The organism is Pseudescherichia sp. L3, assembly GCF_024656065.1.
Taxonomy (GTDB): Bacteria; Pseudomonadota; Gammaproteobacteria; order Enterobacterales; family Enterobacteriaceae; genus Pseudescherichia.
Genome location: NZ_JANKYC010000002.1, coordinates 272,297 through 287,296, shown reverse-complemented (window position 1 = coordinate 287,296; position 15,000 = coordinate 272,297). Strand labels below are relative to the sequence as shown.

The window sequence follows — 15,000 nt, the reverse complement described above, 5'->3', positions numbered from 1 at the left end:
GTAGGTCCGGCAGGCGCATTCACTTACGGTGCCGGGTAGGTATAGACCTTGTGCACCGCTTCAATCTCCGCCAGTACCTCTTCGCTCAGCTCCAGATACAGGCTCTCAACGTTGGTTTTCAGCTGCTCCATGGTCGTGGCACCCAGCAGGGTGCTGGCGACAAACGGCTGGCGGCGGACAAAGGCCAGCGCCATCTGCGCCGGATCCAGATTATGCCGTTTGGCGATATCCACATAGGCAGCGATCGCTTTTTGCGTCTGCTCGCCGCTGTAGCGCGTAAAGCGGCTAAACAGCGTGTTGCGCGCGCCGGCGGGCTTCGCGCCATTCAGGTATTTACCGGTTAGGGTGCCGAAGGCCAGGCAGGAGTAGGCCAGCAGTTCAACGCCCTCAAACTGACTCACCTCTGACAGACCAACCTCAAAGCTGCGGTTCAGCAGGCTGTAAGGATTCTGAATAGTGACGATGCGCGGCAGATCGTGCTTATCCGCCAGGTGCAGATAACGCATCACGCCAAACGCCGTTTCGTTCGAGACGCCGATATAGCGGATCTTGCCTGCCCGCTGGCACTCGGCCAGCGCTTCCAGCGTGTCGAGAATAGTGACGCCTGGCGCGGATTCGGCCCACTCGTAGCCCAGCTTGCCAAAGCAGTTAGTTGGGCGCTGCGGCCAGTGAACCTGGTAGAGATCGAGATAGTCGGTTTGCAGGCGTTTCAGGCTGGCGTCCAGCGCTTCACGGATATTTTTGCGATCCAGCACCTGGTTCTGGCGAATGCCGCTGTCGTTATTGCGGCTCGGCCCGCTCACCTTGGAGGCGATAACCAGCTTTTCACGGTTGCCGTGCCTGGCCAGCCAGTTGCCGACGTAGGTTTCGGTTAAACCCTGCGTCTCCGGGCGCGGCGGTACGGGATACATCTCTGCCACATCAATCAGGTTAATACCCTGGGCTACGGCGTAATCAAGCTGCTCATGGGCCTCGGCTTCGCTGTTCTGCTCACCAAAGGTCATTGTGCCCAGCCCCAGCGTGCTTATCTCAAGCGAGCTGTGAGGGATACGGTGATAATGCATAGCCGGCTTCCTTTTTTTTTAACAACGTCAGGGGCTTCCTGACAAAGGAATATAAACATGGCAGAGGGGAGGCAAAAGGGGAAGAGAAAAATCAAAAGGCCAGCAGATTGCTGACCTTAGCACTTAGCGTTCGATAATTTGCGACACGTCATCACGGTTAATCTGCATCTCGTTGCCCTGCAGGTCGCGGTAGCTGACCAGCCCGGTATCGTCATCTACTGCCGGCTTACCTTCAGTCAGGATCATACGGCCATCTTTGGTCGCCATCACGTAGTCGCTGCTGCATCCTGAAACTGCACAGGCTAAACCCACTGCGGAAATCACTACTGCCCATTTTTTCACGGTTGTTCTCCTTCTTAAGGCCAGAATCTGTAATGAGTGTAGTAATAACGCACGGATACGAAAGGAAAAAGCGGGAAAATCTTAAAAGGCCGCGAGAAATAGCGGCATTCGCCACGGTTTACCCTACCCGTAGCGTGGTAATATTTTCGTGACGTAATTAACGTTACACGTAACGGAGAAGGAGAGATGGAGATACGCGTCAAAACGCTTGAGGAGAAGGTGGAGTCGCTGGTCACGGATGTCGCCGTGATTAAGTCTAACTATGCAACGAAGGAGGATATCTCAACCATCAGAGTGGAATTAGCAGAGACTAACGTCAGGATTGCAGATGTAAAGGCCGAGCTTCATAGCACGCTTAGAACTCAGGTAACGACGATCGTTGGCTCAATGATTGCGATTACCGGCGTCGCTTCAGGCGTTATCATTAAATTTCTCGCTCATTAATGTAGCGATGGCTCCCCCGTAGCGGGGGAGCGAGAGATCACAGCGGATTCTTTTTATTGCGCAACAGGTTCAGGATCTCGACGGCGCACTCAAAGTAACGTTTTTGGAGAGGCGATTCACTACAGCAAAGTTTGGATCCATCATGGAAGTTACTTACCTTTCGGTCTACAAAACAAAGATACTGCGATGACCCCGAACGGAGAACTGTACTTCAGAACTTGGTATACCAATGATTTTTCTGTAGCAGATTACCCCCTCAGGCATCTTTTCATTCACGAGATGAGTCATGTATGGCAGCGTGAAAGAGGCATGAATGTTATAGCAAGAGGCTTAGTGAGCTTTGCTGTCAGTTATCGTTATAGTCTGGATGGCCGACCGTTAAGACGCTATCCAATGGAGCAACAAGCTCAGATTATTGCAGATTATTTTATACTAACTAATTATGGATATTCATTATGGATGATACTCAGACGAAGAGGAGATATTACATTGGATGGAGATCTCAGCGAAGCAGTAATTAGACAAAAATATGAGAAAACAATGCGTTACTTCCCATGGGGATAATAATGAAAGGCACTCGCAAAATTAGTCCACTCTTACTGGTTGCTTCCATCGTCTTACTCACCGGCTGCCCGGGATCCGGCGACAGATTAAAAGCCGATGAAACTGCGGCCGTGAGTAAGATTGGAGAAAACATATGCTTCCAGGTTGCGGATGCCGGTAGCTACCAGCCTACTCTGATCGCCATAAATCTGCGCGGCACCCCTCCGCAAAAGTTAAAAGTAACAGACTCGCCCGCGCTGGCCGTAAAAAATGGAAAGCTATGCATACCACCTGATTTTTATCACTTCCCGGAAAAAGGTCAGTACATCGTGCAGTACATACTGGAAGAGTCTGACGGTCATGCTTCACAGCGAAGCGTGGTAACAGGGATTGAGTTCTCAGACGGGCATGTTAAAAGCATACCGCTTACCGAAGGCGAAACAACGCGGCAGGTTAAGTAGCGATGGCTCCCCCGTAGCGGGGGAGCGAGAGATCACAGCGGATTCTTTTTATTGCGCAACAGGTTCAGGGTCTCGACGGCGATCGAGAAGAACATGGCGAAATAGATATAGCCTTTTGGCACGTGAATGCCAAAACTCTCCAGCATCAGCGTAAAGCCAACCAGGATCAGGAACGACAGGGCCAGCATTTTTACCGACGGGTGACGATCGACAAACTCGCCGATAGGGCGGGCGGCAAACATCATCACGCCGACAGAGATCACTACCGCCGCCATCATAATGAACAGATGATCCGACAAGCCCACTGCCGTAATGACCGAGTCGAGGCTAAAGATAATATCCAGCATCATGATCTGCACGATGGCACCGAGGAAAGAGTGAACGTTGGTTTTCAGCCCCTCCTCTTCACCTTCAATCGTTTCATGGATCTCCTTGCTGGCCTTCCAGATTAAGAACAGACCACCGAGCAGCAGGATCAGATCGCGGGCGGAGACCGCATGATCGAGCACGGTGAACAGCGGCGTAGTCAGCCGGGTAACCCAGGAAATAGAGGCCAGCAGCGCCAGACGCATCAGCATTGCGCCTGCCAGGCCAATACGCCGGGCATGGTTACGCTGTGCGGTCGGGAGTTTTGCAACGACCAGAGAGAGGAAAATAATATTGTCGATCCCGAGCACAATCTCCAGCAGCGTCAGCGTACCGAGCGCGAGCCAGGCGTTGGGATCGGTTATCCATGCAAATAACATCGTAAAGTCCTGCCAAAAAAAGAAGCGCTAATTATAAGCCTCTGGCAGGCGAGGGCAAAAAATTTAATAACCCTGCAACAAAAAATGCCGCGCCAGCAGCGCGCGGGTGAAGTTCTTTTTCAGATAGAAGCCGCGCGGCAGCGTCAGAATCGGCTGGCCATGCTGGCCCACCGCCTCGGTCAGCGCCTTGCTGTTTGCCGCCTTTGGCCGAAGCTGTAGCACCTCGCCATGGCGGGCGGTGATGCTCTCTACCTGACCCAGCACAATAAGATCCATCAGCTCCTCCCAGTCCATGCGCAGCTGCTGCTCTTCCTGAACGCTTGGACTCCACAGCAGCGGCGAGCCAACCCGGCGGCTGGCGACAGGGATCTCCCGCGAGCCCTCTACCGGGATCCACAGCACCCGCGTCAGCTTGTGACGCACGTGACTGCTCTCCCAGGTAACGCCGCTGTTGCCGGTCAGCGGTGCAACGCAAACGAAGGTTGTCTCCAGCGGACGGCCCAGGCTGTCCACCGGAATGGTCTTCAGCTCCACCCCTAGCGCAGCGAAATCTTGCTCAGGCTTGCTGCCCGCGCTCGCCCCCAGCCAGCGCTCCAGCAGCACACCGGTCCAGCCCTTATCACGCTTGAAGTCTGCCGGAACCGGCAGCCCAGCCAGCGCACCCAGCTCGCCAAGTGTCAGCCCAGCCAACCGCTGCGCCTGCTCAAGCAGAGCGCTTTCCGAGTCTGGCGGAGAGGTAAAAGGAGAGAGCGGCAGCATATATACAACCTCTGGTTAAAAAATGAACAGCAATAGTGCACAGGGGGCAACGGGATAGATCTTTTCCCACAGCGATAAACAACGCAATGATTTTTAGGATTTTTTTCCCTTGCGCGATCTCTGTTGCGCAACGGGTCGCCATGTTTTCCAAATCTGGTCACTGACAATGAACAGGATCTTACACCATGTTATCCACAGAAAAGTGGGATAAGTGAGAAAAACCCGGACTACTGTTTCCATTTACAGCCTTGACGTGCGACCAAAATCGAATTTTCGCACAAATTGTGCTTAACTTATTGGCACAAACTGTGGATAAAACCGGCTCTGTTCGATCTTTCATCAGTTGTCGGATCGTGCCTGTGATACACGTCACATAATGATCCCGATAGCATAAAGATCGTGATATAACCTAATGAATAGTCCCAAATTATTTTTACGAGTGATAAACTGATTGTTCAGGGCCGTCAGGGTTTTCCCGGAGTAATTCCGTACTTCTGCACAACTCTATCCACAGAAATCGTGAATAAAACCGCAGCCGATGCGCCCATTCTGTTTATAACTCGGGTGATAATTGTGAGTTATTCAAATGTTATTCGGTTATAGCGCATTGAGAGAGTGGTTTACCGTATCTCACGAGTGTGAAACAATCGTTTAATTCAGGTTTATTTTGAGGTAGTCCGGTGATTGATGACGATGGCTACCGCCCAAATGTGGGTATCGTAATCTGTAATCGACAAGGCCAGGTCATGTGGGCCAGGCGCTTCGGTCAGCACTCATGGCAGTTTCCCCAGGGCGGTATCAACCCTGGCGAGTCCCCGGAGCAAGCTATGTACCGGGAGCTGTTCGAAGAGGTGGGGCTGAGCCGTAAGGATGTACGTATTCTTGCTTCGACCCGCAGCTGGTTGCGTTACAAGTTACCAAAACGTTTGGTGCGTTGGGACACAAAGCCGGTTTGTATCGGCCAAAAACAGAAGTGGTTTCTTTTGCAATTGATCAGCAACGATGCGGATATCAATATGCAAACCAGCAGTACCCCTGAGTTTGATGGCTGGCGCTGGGTAAGCTACTGGTATCCTGTTCGTCAGGTTGTCTCGTTTAAGCGCGATGTTTATCGTCGGGTGATGAAGGAGTTTGCAAGTGTGGTTATGGCGCTGGCGGAGAGCACCCCAAAGCCACAACACTCTCCTGCCTGGCGACGTAAGAGAGGATAAGCCATACATATCATGCTCACCCGGTTACGAGAAATAGTTGAGAAAGTTGCCAGCGCGCCACGCCTTAATGAGGCGCTGGATATTCTGGTGACGGACATCTGTCTGGCGATGGATACCGAAGTCTGTTCGGTCTACCTCGCCGATCACGACAGACGCTGCTATTACCTGATGGCGACGCGCGGGTTGAAAAAGCCGCGCGGCCGCACCATCACGCTCGCATTCGATCAGGGTATCGTCGGCCTGGTAGGCAGGCTGGCGGAGCCGATTAACCTCGCCGACGCGCAAAAGCATCCCAGCTTTAAATACATTCCCTCAGTAAAAGAGGAGCGCTTCCGCGCCTTCCTTGGCGTGCCGATTATCCAGCGGCGTCAGCTGCTGGGCGTGCTGGTGGTACAGCAGCGCGAGCTGCGCCAGTTTGATGAGAGCGAAGAGTCGTTTTTAGTCACGCTGGCCACCCAAATGGCGGCGATCCTCTCTCAGTCGCAGCTTGCCGCGCTGTTTGGCCAGTATCGCCAGACGCGTATTCGTGCCCTGCCTGCCGCACCCGGCGTCGCCATTGCCGAGGGGTGGATGGATGCCACCCTGCCGCTGATGGAGCAGGTCTACGAAGCCTCGACGCTGGACACCGCCCTTGAGCGTGAACGCCTCACCGGTGCGCTTGAGGAGGCCGCCGGCGAGTTTCGTCGCTACAGCAAGCGCTTCTCTGCCGGGCAGCAGAAAGAGACGGCGGCCATCTTCGATCTCTACTCCCACCTGCTGTCGGACGCCCGCCTCAGACGCGAGCTGTTCGACGAGGTGGATCGCGGTTTCGTGGCCGAGTGGGCGGTGAAAAAGGTCATCGGACGCTTTGCCGAACAGTTTGCTGCCCTCTCCGACGGTTATCTCAAGGAGCGCGCTGGCGATCTGCGCACGCTGGGTCAGCGCCTGCTGTTCCACCTCGATGATAGCCTACAGGGCCCCAATACCTGGCCCGAGCGCTTTGTGCTGGTGGCCGACGAGCTCTCCGCTACTACGCTGGCTGAACTGCCTCACGATCGGCTGGTCGGGGTGGTCGTACGCGACGGCGCAGCCAACTCCCACGCGGCGATTATGGTGCGTGCGCTGGGCATCCCAACGGTCATGGGGGCCGATATTCAGCCCTCGGTGCTGCATCGTCGCACGCTGGTGGTGGATGGCTACCGGGGTGAGCTGCTGGTCGATCCTGAGCCGATCCTGCTTCAGGAGTATCAGCGTCTCATCACCGAAGAGAACGAGCTCAGCAAGCTGGCGGAGGATGAGGTTAACCTTCCCGCCCAGCTAAAAAGCGGCGATCGGGTTAAGGTGATGCTCAACGCCGGGCTGAGTCCTGCGCATGAGGAGCAGCTTGGCAGCCGCATCGACGGGATTGGTCTCTACCGAACTGAGATCCCGTTTATGCTGCAAAGCGGCTTCCCCTCCGAAGAGGAGCAGGTGGCTCAGTATCAGGGAATGCTGCAGCTGTTTAACGAGAAGCCGGTGACCCTGCGTACGCTGGACGTCGGGGCGGATAAGCAGCTGCCCTATATGCCCATCAGCGAGGAGAACCCCTGCCTTGGCTGGCGTGGGATCCGTATTACGCTCGATCAGCCAGAGATCTTTTTAATCCAGGTGCGGGCCATGCTGCGCGCCAACGCCGCCACCGGCAACCTCAGCATCCTGCTGCCGATGATCACCAGCATTGAAGAGGTGGACGAAGCTCGCCGACTGATTGAGCGCGCCGGGCGGGAAGTGGAAGAGATGATCGGCTACGCTATCCCCAGGCCGCGCATCGGCGTGATGCTGGAAGTCCCTTCCATGGTCTTTATGCTGGCGCATCTGGCGAGCCGGGTCGATTTTATCTCCGTCGGTACCAACGATCTCACTCAGTACCTTCTGGCGGTCGATCGCAACAACACCCGTGTGGCAAGCCTCTACGACAGCCTGCATCCGGCGGTTCTGCGAGCGCTGGCAACCATTGCTCAGGAGACGGAGCGCTATGGCATCGATCTCTGCCTGTGCGGTGAGATGGCGGGCGATCCGATGTGCGTGGCGGTGCTGATCGGTCTTGGTTACCGCCATCTGTCGATGAACGGCCGTTCGGTGGCCCGCGTTAAATATCTGCTACGCCATATTGATCGCGAGGATGCCGAGACGCTGGCAAACCGTACCCTGGAGGCGCAGTTTACCTCTGAGGTGCGCCACCAGGTGGCCGCCTTTATGGAGCGCCGTGGCATGGGTGGCCTGATCCGCGGCGGACGCTAGCGCATCGGCGGCGGGTAAAGGGAAGATACAGATCTTTTACAACTTCGCCCTAATCGCCCGCCTGGCTTATGCTATGATTCCCAGCTTTGGAGCGCCCTGTTAAGCGGGCGCACATCTTAACCGCTGTCGATTTTTGGCGGAATAACAACACTTTGTGGTGACAGATGAATAATGGATATCTGCATTTTCCCGATTTCGATCCGGTAATTTTCTCTATCGGACCGCTTTCGCTGCACTGGTACGGCCTGATGTACCTTGTTGGCTTTATTTTTGCCATGTGGCTGGCTGGCCGCCGCGCAAACCGTCCCGGCAGCGGCTGGACGAAAAACGAAGTGGAAAACCTGCTCTATGCGGGATTCCTGGGCGTCTTCCTCGGCGGGCGCATCGGCTATGTGCTGTTCTATAACTTCCCGACCTTTATCCAGGATCCGCTCTATCTGTTCCGCGTCTGGGACGGCGGCATGTCCTTCCACGGCGGCCTGATCGGTGTGATCGTGGTGATGATCATCTTTGCTAAACGCACTAAGCGCACCTTCTTCCAGGTCTCTGATTTTATTGCGCCGCTGATCCCCTTCGGGCTGGGTGCCGGAAGGCTGGGTAACTTTATCAACGGCGAGCTGTGGGGCCGCGTCGATCCGAGTTTCCCTTATACCATGCTCTTCCCTGGCTCTCGCGCCGAGGATATGGCGCTGCTGCCTTCACATCCAGAGTGGCAGTCTATTTTTGACACCTATGGCGTCCTGCCGCGCCACATGTCTCAGCTCTACGAGCTGGCGCTGGAAGGGGTGGTGCTGTTTATCATCCTTAATCTGTATATTCGTAAGCCGCGCCCGATGGGTGCAGTATCAGGCCTGTTCCTGATCGGCTATGGCGCATTCCGCATTATTGTGGAGTTCTTCCGCCAGCCGGACGCGCAGTTTACCGGCGAATGGGTGCAGTACATCAGCATGGGCCAGATCCTCTCTATCCCAATGATTATTGCGGGTGCGCTGATGATGGTCTGGGCGTACCGCCGTCGCCCGCAGCAACACGTCTCCTGAGGAATCATGAAACAGTATTTAGAACTGATGCAAAAAGTGCTGGATGAAGGCACGCAGAAAAACGACCGTACCGGCACCGGCACGCTTTCCATTTTTGGTCATCAGATGCGCTTTAACCTGCAGGAGGGCTTCCCGCTGGTGACTACCAAGCGCTGCCACCTGCGCTCAATCATCCATGAGCTGCTGTGGTTCCTGCAGGGCGATACTAACATTGCCTACCTGCATGAAAACAACGTCACCATCTGGGACGAGTGGGCCGACGAGCAGGGCAACCTTGGCCCGGTTTACGGCAAACAGTGGCGTGCATGGCCTACGCCGGACGGTCGCCACATTGACCAGATCGCGACCGTGCTGAACCAACTGAAGACCGATCCGGACTCCCGGCGGATCATCGTCTCCGCCTGGAACGTGGGCGAACTGGACAAAATGGCGCTGGCCCCGTGCCACGCGTTTTTCCAGTTTTACGTGGCGGATGGCAAGCTCTCCTGCCAGCTCTACCAGCGCTCCTGCGATGTCTTCCTCGGTCTGCCGTTTAATATCGCCAGCTATGCGCTGCTGGTGCATATGATGGCGCAGCAGTGTGATCTTGAGGTGGGTGACTTCGTCTGGACCGGCGGCGATACCCATCTCTACAGCAACCACATGGAGCAGACGCACCTGCAGCTGAGCCGTGAGCCGCGCGCGCTGCCGAAGCTTGTTATCAAGCGTAAGCCCGCGTCGCTGTTTGACTACCGCTTCGACGACTTTGAGATTGAAGGCTACGATCCGCACCCTGGCATCAAAGCCCCGGTCGCTATCTGATAATCACAGCCTGCCACAGCCGGCGCGTTACTGCGCCGGCTTTTTTTCGCTTTTACCCCGTTCTGCGACCCGCCTTCCCGCTGTGATGTAACCCTCTGCAATCCACAATATTTCTCCCGTAGCGCCTCGTAAAAGCGAGCATCTCACCTCGCATGCATCACGCATCAGGCGCAAAGTACGGCCATGAAAAAAGAGCAGGGTTACACCCTTATAGAGATCACGGTAGCAACGATCGTTCTGGTGATCCTTGGCGCGTCGGGGCTGTATGGCTGGCAGAGCTATCAGGCACATCAGCGTCTGTGGCAAACCGCCTGGCAGGTGCGTGACTATCTGGAACTGCTGCGGAACGACGCCAACTGGCACAACCGGGATCGCAAGGTATGGGTGAAACAAGAGAGCGGCCGCTGGTGCCTGCTGGCGTCAGCTGATGCGCAGGCAACGTGTGGCGGGGATGACCCCTTTGCGCTGCGTCCGCTCTGGCCTGAGGTGGCGCTGGTAGATATCACCCCCTCGCTCGGCTTTTACGGGCTGCGTAATACCGCATGGGCCGGACACATCACGCTGCGTAGCGAGGCGGGGGAGTGGCAAATTATTGTATCGAACTGGGGGCGGATAAGAGTATGCCAGCGTACAAACAGCGGTGCATGCAGCTGACCGAAGGCGGGTTCTCGCTGCTGGAGATACTCATCGCGATGACCATCGGCAGCGTGCTCCTGCTCAGTGCCGCTCGCTTTTTACCTGCGCTGCAAGCGGCAATGCTCCATCAAACCCGGCAGCAAGCGCTGGAAGAGGCGGTTTGGCAGCATCTCTTCACGCTGGGAAAGCATCTCCAGCGGGCTGGCTACTGCCGGGGAGAGTGCAGCGGACAACCGCTGGTCATGGGTCGGCAGGGAGCCTGCATAATCGTGCGATGGGATGCCAACAGCAACGGCCGGTGGGAACACTCCCCCCTCTCGGAGGCCGAACAGACCGGCTTTCGCTTGCAGAGCGGCGTGCTGGAGACGCGGCAGGGGGCAGAGAGCTGCGAAGAGAAAGGGTGGGATAAAATCACCGATCCCGCCACGATCGGCGTGCAGCGCTTCGCGGTGATCCGCCAGCCGCAGGGCACTTTAGCCCCCCTGGTGACGGTAACGCTGACGGCGGCTCCTCTTAATCATCCCGAGGACGCCATTAGCGCGACGTACAGCGTGGTGGGGTACAACCTGTGAGGGGCGAAAGAGGAGTATCCTCCCTGGCACTGGTGCTCCTGCTGCTGGTGTTGGGTAGCTTGATGCTTAGCGGTTTAAACCAGCGCCAGCGCACCCATACGCAGCGCATTACCAGCGAGAGTCGGGCGATGCGCAATTTGGCCGATGCTCACTCGGCGCTGGAGTGGGGGCGAATGCAACGCTGGCAGAGGCAGCCTGCCGTGCAGTGTCGGGAGCATCATCGCCAGCCGTGGCGGGTCTGCTTGCGCATTTTTGCCGACCGGACGCTGGTGCTGATCGCCGCCAGCGGGAGTGAAACGCTGTGGCGCAGCGGCGCGATAGGGGAGAGCGGCGTGACGTTTTCGCCCCACGGCTGGAGCGATTTCTGTCCCCTCAAGGAGATACGCCTGTGTCAGATGCCGTAGCCCCCCAGCGGGGATTTAGCCTGCCGGAAACGATGCTGGCAATGGTGTTGCTGGTCATGGTTGTCACGGCGCTGACAGGGTATCATCGCGTGCTGCTGGAGGGCTTCACCGCCTGGAGCCACTATCGCTACCTGTGGCGTTACGGCTGGCAGCAGGCGCAGCCCCGGCCCGCGCCGCTACCGCCCGGCTGGCAGGTCAGCCGGCTACAGACAACGGACGCCGGATGTGTCAGCATCAGCGTAACCATCACCTCGCCGGTGGGCAGGCAGGGGAAGATGACGCGGTTATATTGCCCAGTTTATAAGTAGTCAGGAGCGTTTATGTTAAGGGTCTATCACTCCAATCGTCTGGATGTGTTGGAAGCGTTGATGGAGTTTATCGTTGAGCGCGAACGGCTCGACGATCCCTTTGAGGCCGAAATGGTGCTGGTACAGAGTACCGGCATGGCGCAATGGCTACAGATGACGCTGTCGCAAAAGTTTGGCATCGCCGCCAATATCGACTTCCCGCTCCCGGCGAGCTTTATCTGGGATATGTTTGTCCGCGTGCTGCCGGACATCCCGAAAGAGAGCGCCTTTAATAAACAGAGCATGAGCTGGAAGCTGATGACCCTGCTGCCGCAGATGCTGGAGCAGGAGGCGTTCACCATGCTCCGCCACTACCTCAATGACGATGATGACAAGCGCAAGCTGTTTCAGCTCTCGTCTCGGGTAGCGGATCTCTACGATCAGTATCTGGTCTTTCGCCCGGAGTGGCTGACCCGCTGGGAAGAGGGCGGCCTGATCGACGGTCTCGGTGAAGCGCAGATCTGGCAGGCACCGCTCTGGCGAGCGCTGGTAGAGCATACCGCGGCGCTGGGGCAGCCGCACTGGCACCGCGCCAATCTCTATCAACGTTTTATCAACGTGCTGGAGTCTGCGACAACGCCGCCAGCCGGGCTGCCTTCCCGGGTGTTCATCTGCGGCATTTCGGCCCTGCCGCCAGTCTATCTCCAGGCATTGCAGGCCCTGGGTAAGCATGTGGATATTCACCTGCTGTTTACCAACCCCTGCCGCTACTACTGGGGGGATATCAAAGATCCGGCGTTTCTCTCCCGGCTCATTGCCCGCCAGCGTAAACACCACCTTGATGCTCATCCGGTGGCCCTGTTCCGTGAAGATCAGCCGGTAGAGGGCCTGTTTAACAGCGAAGGCGAGCAGGAGGTGGGTAACCCGCTGCTGGCCTCGTGGGGCAAGCTGGGGCGCGACTACATCTATCTGTTGGCAGGCATGGATCGCTACGACGATCTCGATGCCTTCGTTGATATTACGCCCGGTGCGCTGCTACAAAACGTGCAGTATGACATCCTGGAGCTGAAAAACAGCGCCGTCGCCGGCGTGACGGCCCAGGAGTATGAGCGCAGCGACGCCAAGCGCAGGCTGGAGCGAGAGGATCGCAGCGTGGCGGTGCACGTCTGCCACAGCCCGCAGCGCGAGGTTGAAGTGCTGCACGATCGTCTGCTGGCGATGCTGGAGGAGGATCCCGATCTCTCCCCGCGCGACATCATTGTGATGGTGGCGGATATCGACAGCTACAGCCCCTTTATCCAGGCGGTATTTGGCAGCGCCAGCGGGGAGCGCTATCTGCCCTATGCCATCTCCGACCGCCGCGCCCGCCAGTCGCACCCGGCGCTGCAGGCCTTTATCAGCCTGCTTTCGCTGCCGGATAGCCGCTTCCAGTCGGAGGATGTGCTGGCTCTGCTGGATGTGCCAGTGCTCGCCGCGCGGTTTAACATCGACGAAGAGGGACTGCGCTATCTCCGTCAGTGGGTCAACGAGTCTGGCGTGCGCTGGGGCATGGACGACGACAACGTACGCGAACTGGCGCTGCCTGCCACCGGGCAGCACACCTGGCAGTTTGGCCTGACGCGCATGCTGCTTGGCTACGCGATGGAGAGCCGTCAAGGCGAGTGGCAGTCGGTGCTGCCCTACGATGAGTCCAGCGGCCTGATTGCCGAGCTGGTAGGCCATCTGGCCTCACTGCTGATGCAGCTCAGGTTGTGGCGTAAAGGGCTGGCTCAGGATCGCCCGTTGGCCGAGTGGCTACCGGTCTGCCGCGACATGCTCAACGACTTCTTCCTGCCGGATCCCGATACCGAAGCCGCGCTGGCGCTGATTGAACAGCAGTGGCAGGCGGTGATCACCCAGGGCGTCGGCGCGCACTATGACGAGGCGGTGCCGCTCTCGCTGCTGCGCGACGAGCTGGCGCAGAGGCTCGATCAGGAGCGCATCAGCCAGCGTTTCCTCGCCGGGCCTATCAATATCTGTACCCTGATGCCGATGCGATCCATCCCCTTTAAGGTCGTTTGCCTGCTGGGGATGAACGACGGCGTCTATCCGCGCGCGCTAGCCCCGCTCGGCTTTGATTTGATGAGCCAGAAACCGATGCGCGGCGACCGCAGCCGCCGGGACGATGACCGCTACCTCTTCCTGGAGGCGCTCATCTCCGCGCAGCAGAAGCTCTACATTAGCTATATCGGGCGCTCGATTCAGGATAACAGCGAACGCTTCCCGTCGGTGCTGGTGCAGGAGCTAGTGGACTACATCGGGCAGAGCCACTATCTGCCTGGCGATGAGGGGCTCACCTGCGACGAGAGCGCGCGACGGGTGGTGGATCATATTACTCACCTGCATACGCGAATGCCGTTCGATGCAGAAAACTTTATTGCCGATGAGCTGCAAAGCTATGCCCGGGAGTGGTTGCCCGCCGCCAGCCAGCAGGGGGTGGCGCATGCCACCTTTATTCAGGAGCTGGAAGATGAGCCGCTGGAGACGCTGGCGTTTGAGCAGCTACAGCGCTTCTGGGCACACCCGGTGCGGGCTTTCTTCCAGATGCGTCTGAAGGTTAACTTCCGCCCCGAGGCGAGCGATATTCCCGACGCCGAGCCGTTTATCATTGATGGCCTGGACCGCTACCAGCTCAACCAGGCGCTGCTCAACACCCTGGTAGAGGAGGAAGATGTCGAGAAACTCTTCCGCCAATACCGTGCGGCGGGCCAGCTGCCCTACGGCGCATTTGGTGAAATTGTCTGGGAGAGCCAGCACCAGGAGATGCAGCAGCTGGCTTCGCGGGTTCACGAGCACCGCAAGCCAGCCGAGAGCATGGAGATCGAACTTGACTGTGGCAAGGTGCACCTGACCGGCTGGCTACAGCACGTGCAGGAGGATGGCCTGCTGCGCTGGCGTCCTTCGATGCTGAAGGTCTCACAAGGGCTGCAACTTTGGCTGGAACATCTTGTCTACTGTGCCAGCGGCGGAACGGGAGAGAGCCGGCTGTTTGTCCGCAATGATAAAGCCTGGCAGTTCCCGCCTCTCAAGCAAGATGAGGCCCTGAAGTACCTTGAAGAGCTGGTCGAGGGCTACCGGGCGGGGATGAAAAAACCGCTGCTGCTGCTACCCGAAAGCGGGGGCGCATGGATAAAAGCCTGTTATGACGCAACAAATGATGCGATGTTAAAAGATGAGGAGACGCTCGCTAAGGCGCGAAGCAAATTCTTGCAGGCTTATGAAGGCAACATGGTGGTCAGCGGCGAGGGTGAGGACGTATGGTACCAGCGCCTGTGGCGTACCCTCGAACCTGAAAACTATGCCGAGATAGTTAAGCAGGCAGAACGTTATTTACTGCCGCTCTTTCGCTTTAGTCAGTCCTGATGAAGTGTATAAAAATTGCGCAGTGGAAA

Annotated in this window: 16 protein-coding genes; 12 read left to right on the top strand and 4 right to left on the bottom strand. The window is 57.2% G+C overall.

The annotated features are described in order from the left end of the window. Positions 1–23: 23 nt before the first annotated feature. Positions 24–1,064 carry an NADP(H)-dependent aldo-keto reductase gene (locus NR795_RS12910; RefSeq protein WP_222888749.1) on the bottom strand — a complete coding sequence of 347 codons (1,041 nt, stop codon included), beginning with the start codon at positions 1,062–1,064 and terminating at the stop codon, positions 24–26. A gap of 123 nt (positions 1,065–1,187) precedes the next feature. Beyond that, positions 1,188–1,406: a YgdI/YgdR family lipoprotein gene (locus NR795_RS12905; protein WP_042387937.1), complete on the bottom strand. Its 219-nt coding sequence runs from the start codon at positions 1,404–1,406 to the stop codon at positions 1,188–1,190. Between the two features lie 186 nt (positions 1,407–1,592). Here NR795_RS12905 and NR795_RS12900 point away from each other — a divergent pair, with 186 nt between their 5' ends. The 3 genes from NR795_RS12900 to NR795_RS12890 are packed head-to-tail and all read left to right on the top strand — an operon-like array spanning position 1,593 to position 2,854. After that, on the top strand, positions 1,593–1,850 hold the full coding sequence (locus NR795_RS12900) for a hemolysin XhlA (RefSeq protein WP_238081370.1): 258 nt from the start codon (positions 1,593–1,595) through the stop codon (positions 1,848–1,850). Between the two features lie 36 nt (positions 1,851–1,886). After that, on the top strand, positions 1,887–2,414 hold the full coding sequence (locus NR795_RS12895; protein ID WP_257758647.1) for a type IV secretion protein Rhs: 528 nt from the start codon (positions 1,887–1,889) through the stop codon (positions 2,412–2,414). 2 nt (positions 2,415–2,416) lie between these two features. Then, the gene (locus NR795_RS12890) at positions 2,417–2,854 is read left to right on the top strand and encodes a putative T6SS immunity periplasmic lipoprotein (protein ID WP_144819052.1); all 438 of its coding nucleotides are present in this window, start codon (positions 2,417–2,419) and stop codon (positions 2,852–2,854) included. Positions 2,855–2,886: 32 nt separating this feature from the next. Here the strand turns inward: NR795_RS12890 and NR795_RS12885 are convergent, their stop codons facing one another. Further along, a complete protein-coding gene (locus tag NR795_RS12885) occupies positions 2,887–3,600 on the bottom strand; it encodes a TerC family protein (protein ID WP_144819054.1) in 714 nt (237 codons plus the stop codon). A gap of 63 nt (positions 3,601–3,663) precedes the next feature. Beyond that, on the bottom strand, positions 3,664–4,359 hold the full coding sequence (mutH, locus tag NR795_RS12880; protein ID WP_257758443.1) for a DNA mismatch repair endonuclease MutH: 696 nt from the start codon (positions 4,357–4,359) through the stop codon (positions 3,664–3,666). A 680-nt stretch (positions 4,360–5,039) separates the two neighbouring features. On the opposite strand from mutH, the gene rppH reads away from it, so the two are divergent. The 9 genes from rppH to recC all read left to right on the top strand — a co-directional run bounded on the left by rppH (position 5,040) and on the right by recC (position 14,971). Continuing rightward, the gene (rppH, locus tag NR795_RS12875; protein ID WP_042387929.1) at positions 5,040–5,570 is read left to right on the top strand and encodes an RNA pyrophosphohydrolase; all 531 of its coding nucleotides are present in this window, start codon (positions 5,040–5,042) and stop codon (positions 5,568–5,570) included. A 12-nt stretch (positions 5,571–5,582) separates the two neighbouring features. After that, positions 5,583–7,829: a phosphoenolpyruvate--protein phosphotransferase gene (gene ptsP, locus NR795_RS12870; protein ID WP_144819058.1), complete on the top strand. Its 2,247-nt coding sequence runs from the start codon at positions 5,583–5,585 to the stop codon at positions 7,827–7,829. A gap of 164 nt (positions 7,830–7,993) precedes the next feature. Beyond that, a complete protein-coding gene (lgt, locus tag NR795_RS12865; RefSeq protein WP_144819060.1) occupies positions 7,994–8,869 on the top strand; it encodes a prolipoprotein diacylglyceryl transferase in 876 nt (291 codons plus the stop codon). Positions 8,870–8,875: 6 nt separating this feature from the next. After that, positions 8,876–9,670 carry a thymidylate synthase gene (thyA, locus tag NR795_RS12860; RefSeq protein WP_144819062.1) on the top strand — a complete coding sequence of 265 codons (795 nt, stop codon included), beginning with the start codon at positions 8,876–8,878 and terminating at the stop codon, positions 9,668–9,670. Positions 9,671–9,853: 183 nt separating this feature from the next. Continuing rightward, entirely contained in the window at positions 9,854–10,324 is a 471-nt protein-coding gene (locus NR795_RS12855) for a prepilin peptidase-dependent protein (protein WP_144819064.1), read from the top strand. Beyond that, positions 10,315–10,878: a prepilin peptidase-dependent protein gene (locus tag NR795_RS12850; RefSeq protein WP_257758646.1), complete on the top strand. Its 564-nt coding sequence runs from the start codon at positions 10,315–10,317 to the stop codon at positions 10,876–10,878. Before NR795_RS12855 ends, NR795_RS12850 begins: the two co-directional genes overlap by 10 nt. Then, a complete protein-coding gene (locus NR795_RS12845) occupies positions 10,875–11,282 on the top strand; it encodes a DUF2509 family protein (protein ID WP_257758442.1) in 408 nt (135 codons plus the stop codon). The genes NR795_RS12850 and NR795_RS12845 overlap by 4 nt, the downstream gene beginning before the upstream one ends. Continuing rightward, positions 11,267–11,590 carry a prepilin-type N-terminal cleavage/methylation domain-containing protein gene (locus tag NR795_RS12840; protein WP_257758441.1) on the top strand — a complete coding sequence of 108 codons (324 nt, stop codon included), beginning with the start codon at positions 11,267–11,269 and terminating at the stop codon, positions 11,588–11,590. Before NR795_RS12845 ends, NR795_RS12840 begins: the two co-directional genes overlap by 16 nt. 12 nt (positions 11,591–11,602) lie before the next feature. Then, a complete protein-coding gene (gene recC, locus NR795_RS12835; RefSeq protein WP_257758440.1) occupies positions 11,603–14,971 on the top strand; it encodes an exodeoxyribonuclease V subunit gamma in 3,369 nt (1,122 codons plus the stop codon). Positions 14,972–15,000: the final 29 nt, after the last annotated feature.

Excerpts from the sequence above, each read along its gene's own strand:
- NR795_RS12850 (WP_257758646.1), top strand. The coding sequence starts at position 10,315 with ATGCAGCTGACCGAAGGCGGGTTCTCGCTGCTGGAGATACTCATCGCG.
- thyA (WP_144819062.1), top strand. The coding sequence starts at position 8,876 with ATGAAACAGTATTTAGAACTGATGCAAAAAGTGCTGGATGAAGGCACG.
- NR795_RS12890 (WP_144819052.1), top strand. The coding sequence starts at position 2,417 with ATGAAAGGCACTCGCAAAATTAGTCCACTCTTACTGGTTGCTTCCATC.
- recC (WP_257758440.1), top strand. The coding sequence starts at position 11,603 with ATGTTAAGGGTCTATCACTCCAATCGTCTGGATGTGTTGGAAGCGTTG.
- NR795_RS12855 (WP_144819064.1), top strand. The coding sequence starts at position 9,854 with ATGAAAAAAGAGCAGGGTTACACCCTTATAGAGATCACGGTAGCAACG.
- mutH (WP_257758443.1), bottom strand. The coding sequence starts at position 4,359 with ATGCTGCCGCTCTCTCCTTTTACCTCTCCGCCAGACTCGGAAAGCGCT.
- NR795_RS12885 (WP_144819054.1), bottom strand. The coding sequence starts at position 3,600 with ATGTTATTTGCATGGATAACCGATCCCAACGCCTGGCTCGCGCTCGGT.
- ptsP (WP_144819058.1), top strand. The coding sequence starts at position 5,583 with ATGCTCACCCGGTTACGAGAAATAGTTGAGAAAGTTGCCAGCGCGCCA.
- NR795_RS12910 (WP_222888749.1), bottom strand. The coding sequence starts at position 1,064 with ATGCATTATCACCGTATCCCTCACAGCTCGCTTGAGATAAGCACGCTG.
- NR795_RS12900 (WP_238081370.1), top strand. The coding sequence starts at position 1,593 with ATGGAGATACGCGTCAAAACGCTTGAGGAGAAGGTGGAGTCGCTGGTC.
- lgt (WP_144819060.1), top strand. The coding sequence starts at position 7,994 with ATGAATAATGGATATCTGCATTTTCCCGATTTCGATCCGGTAATTTTC.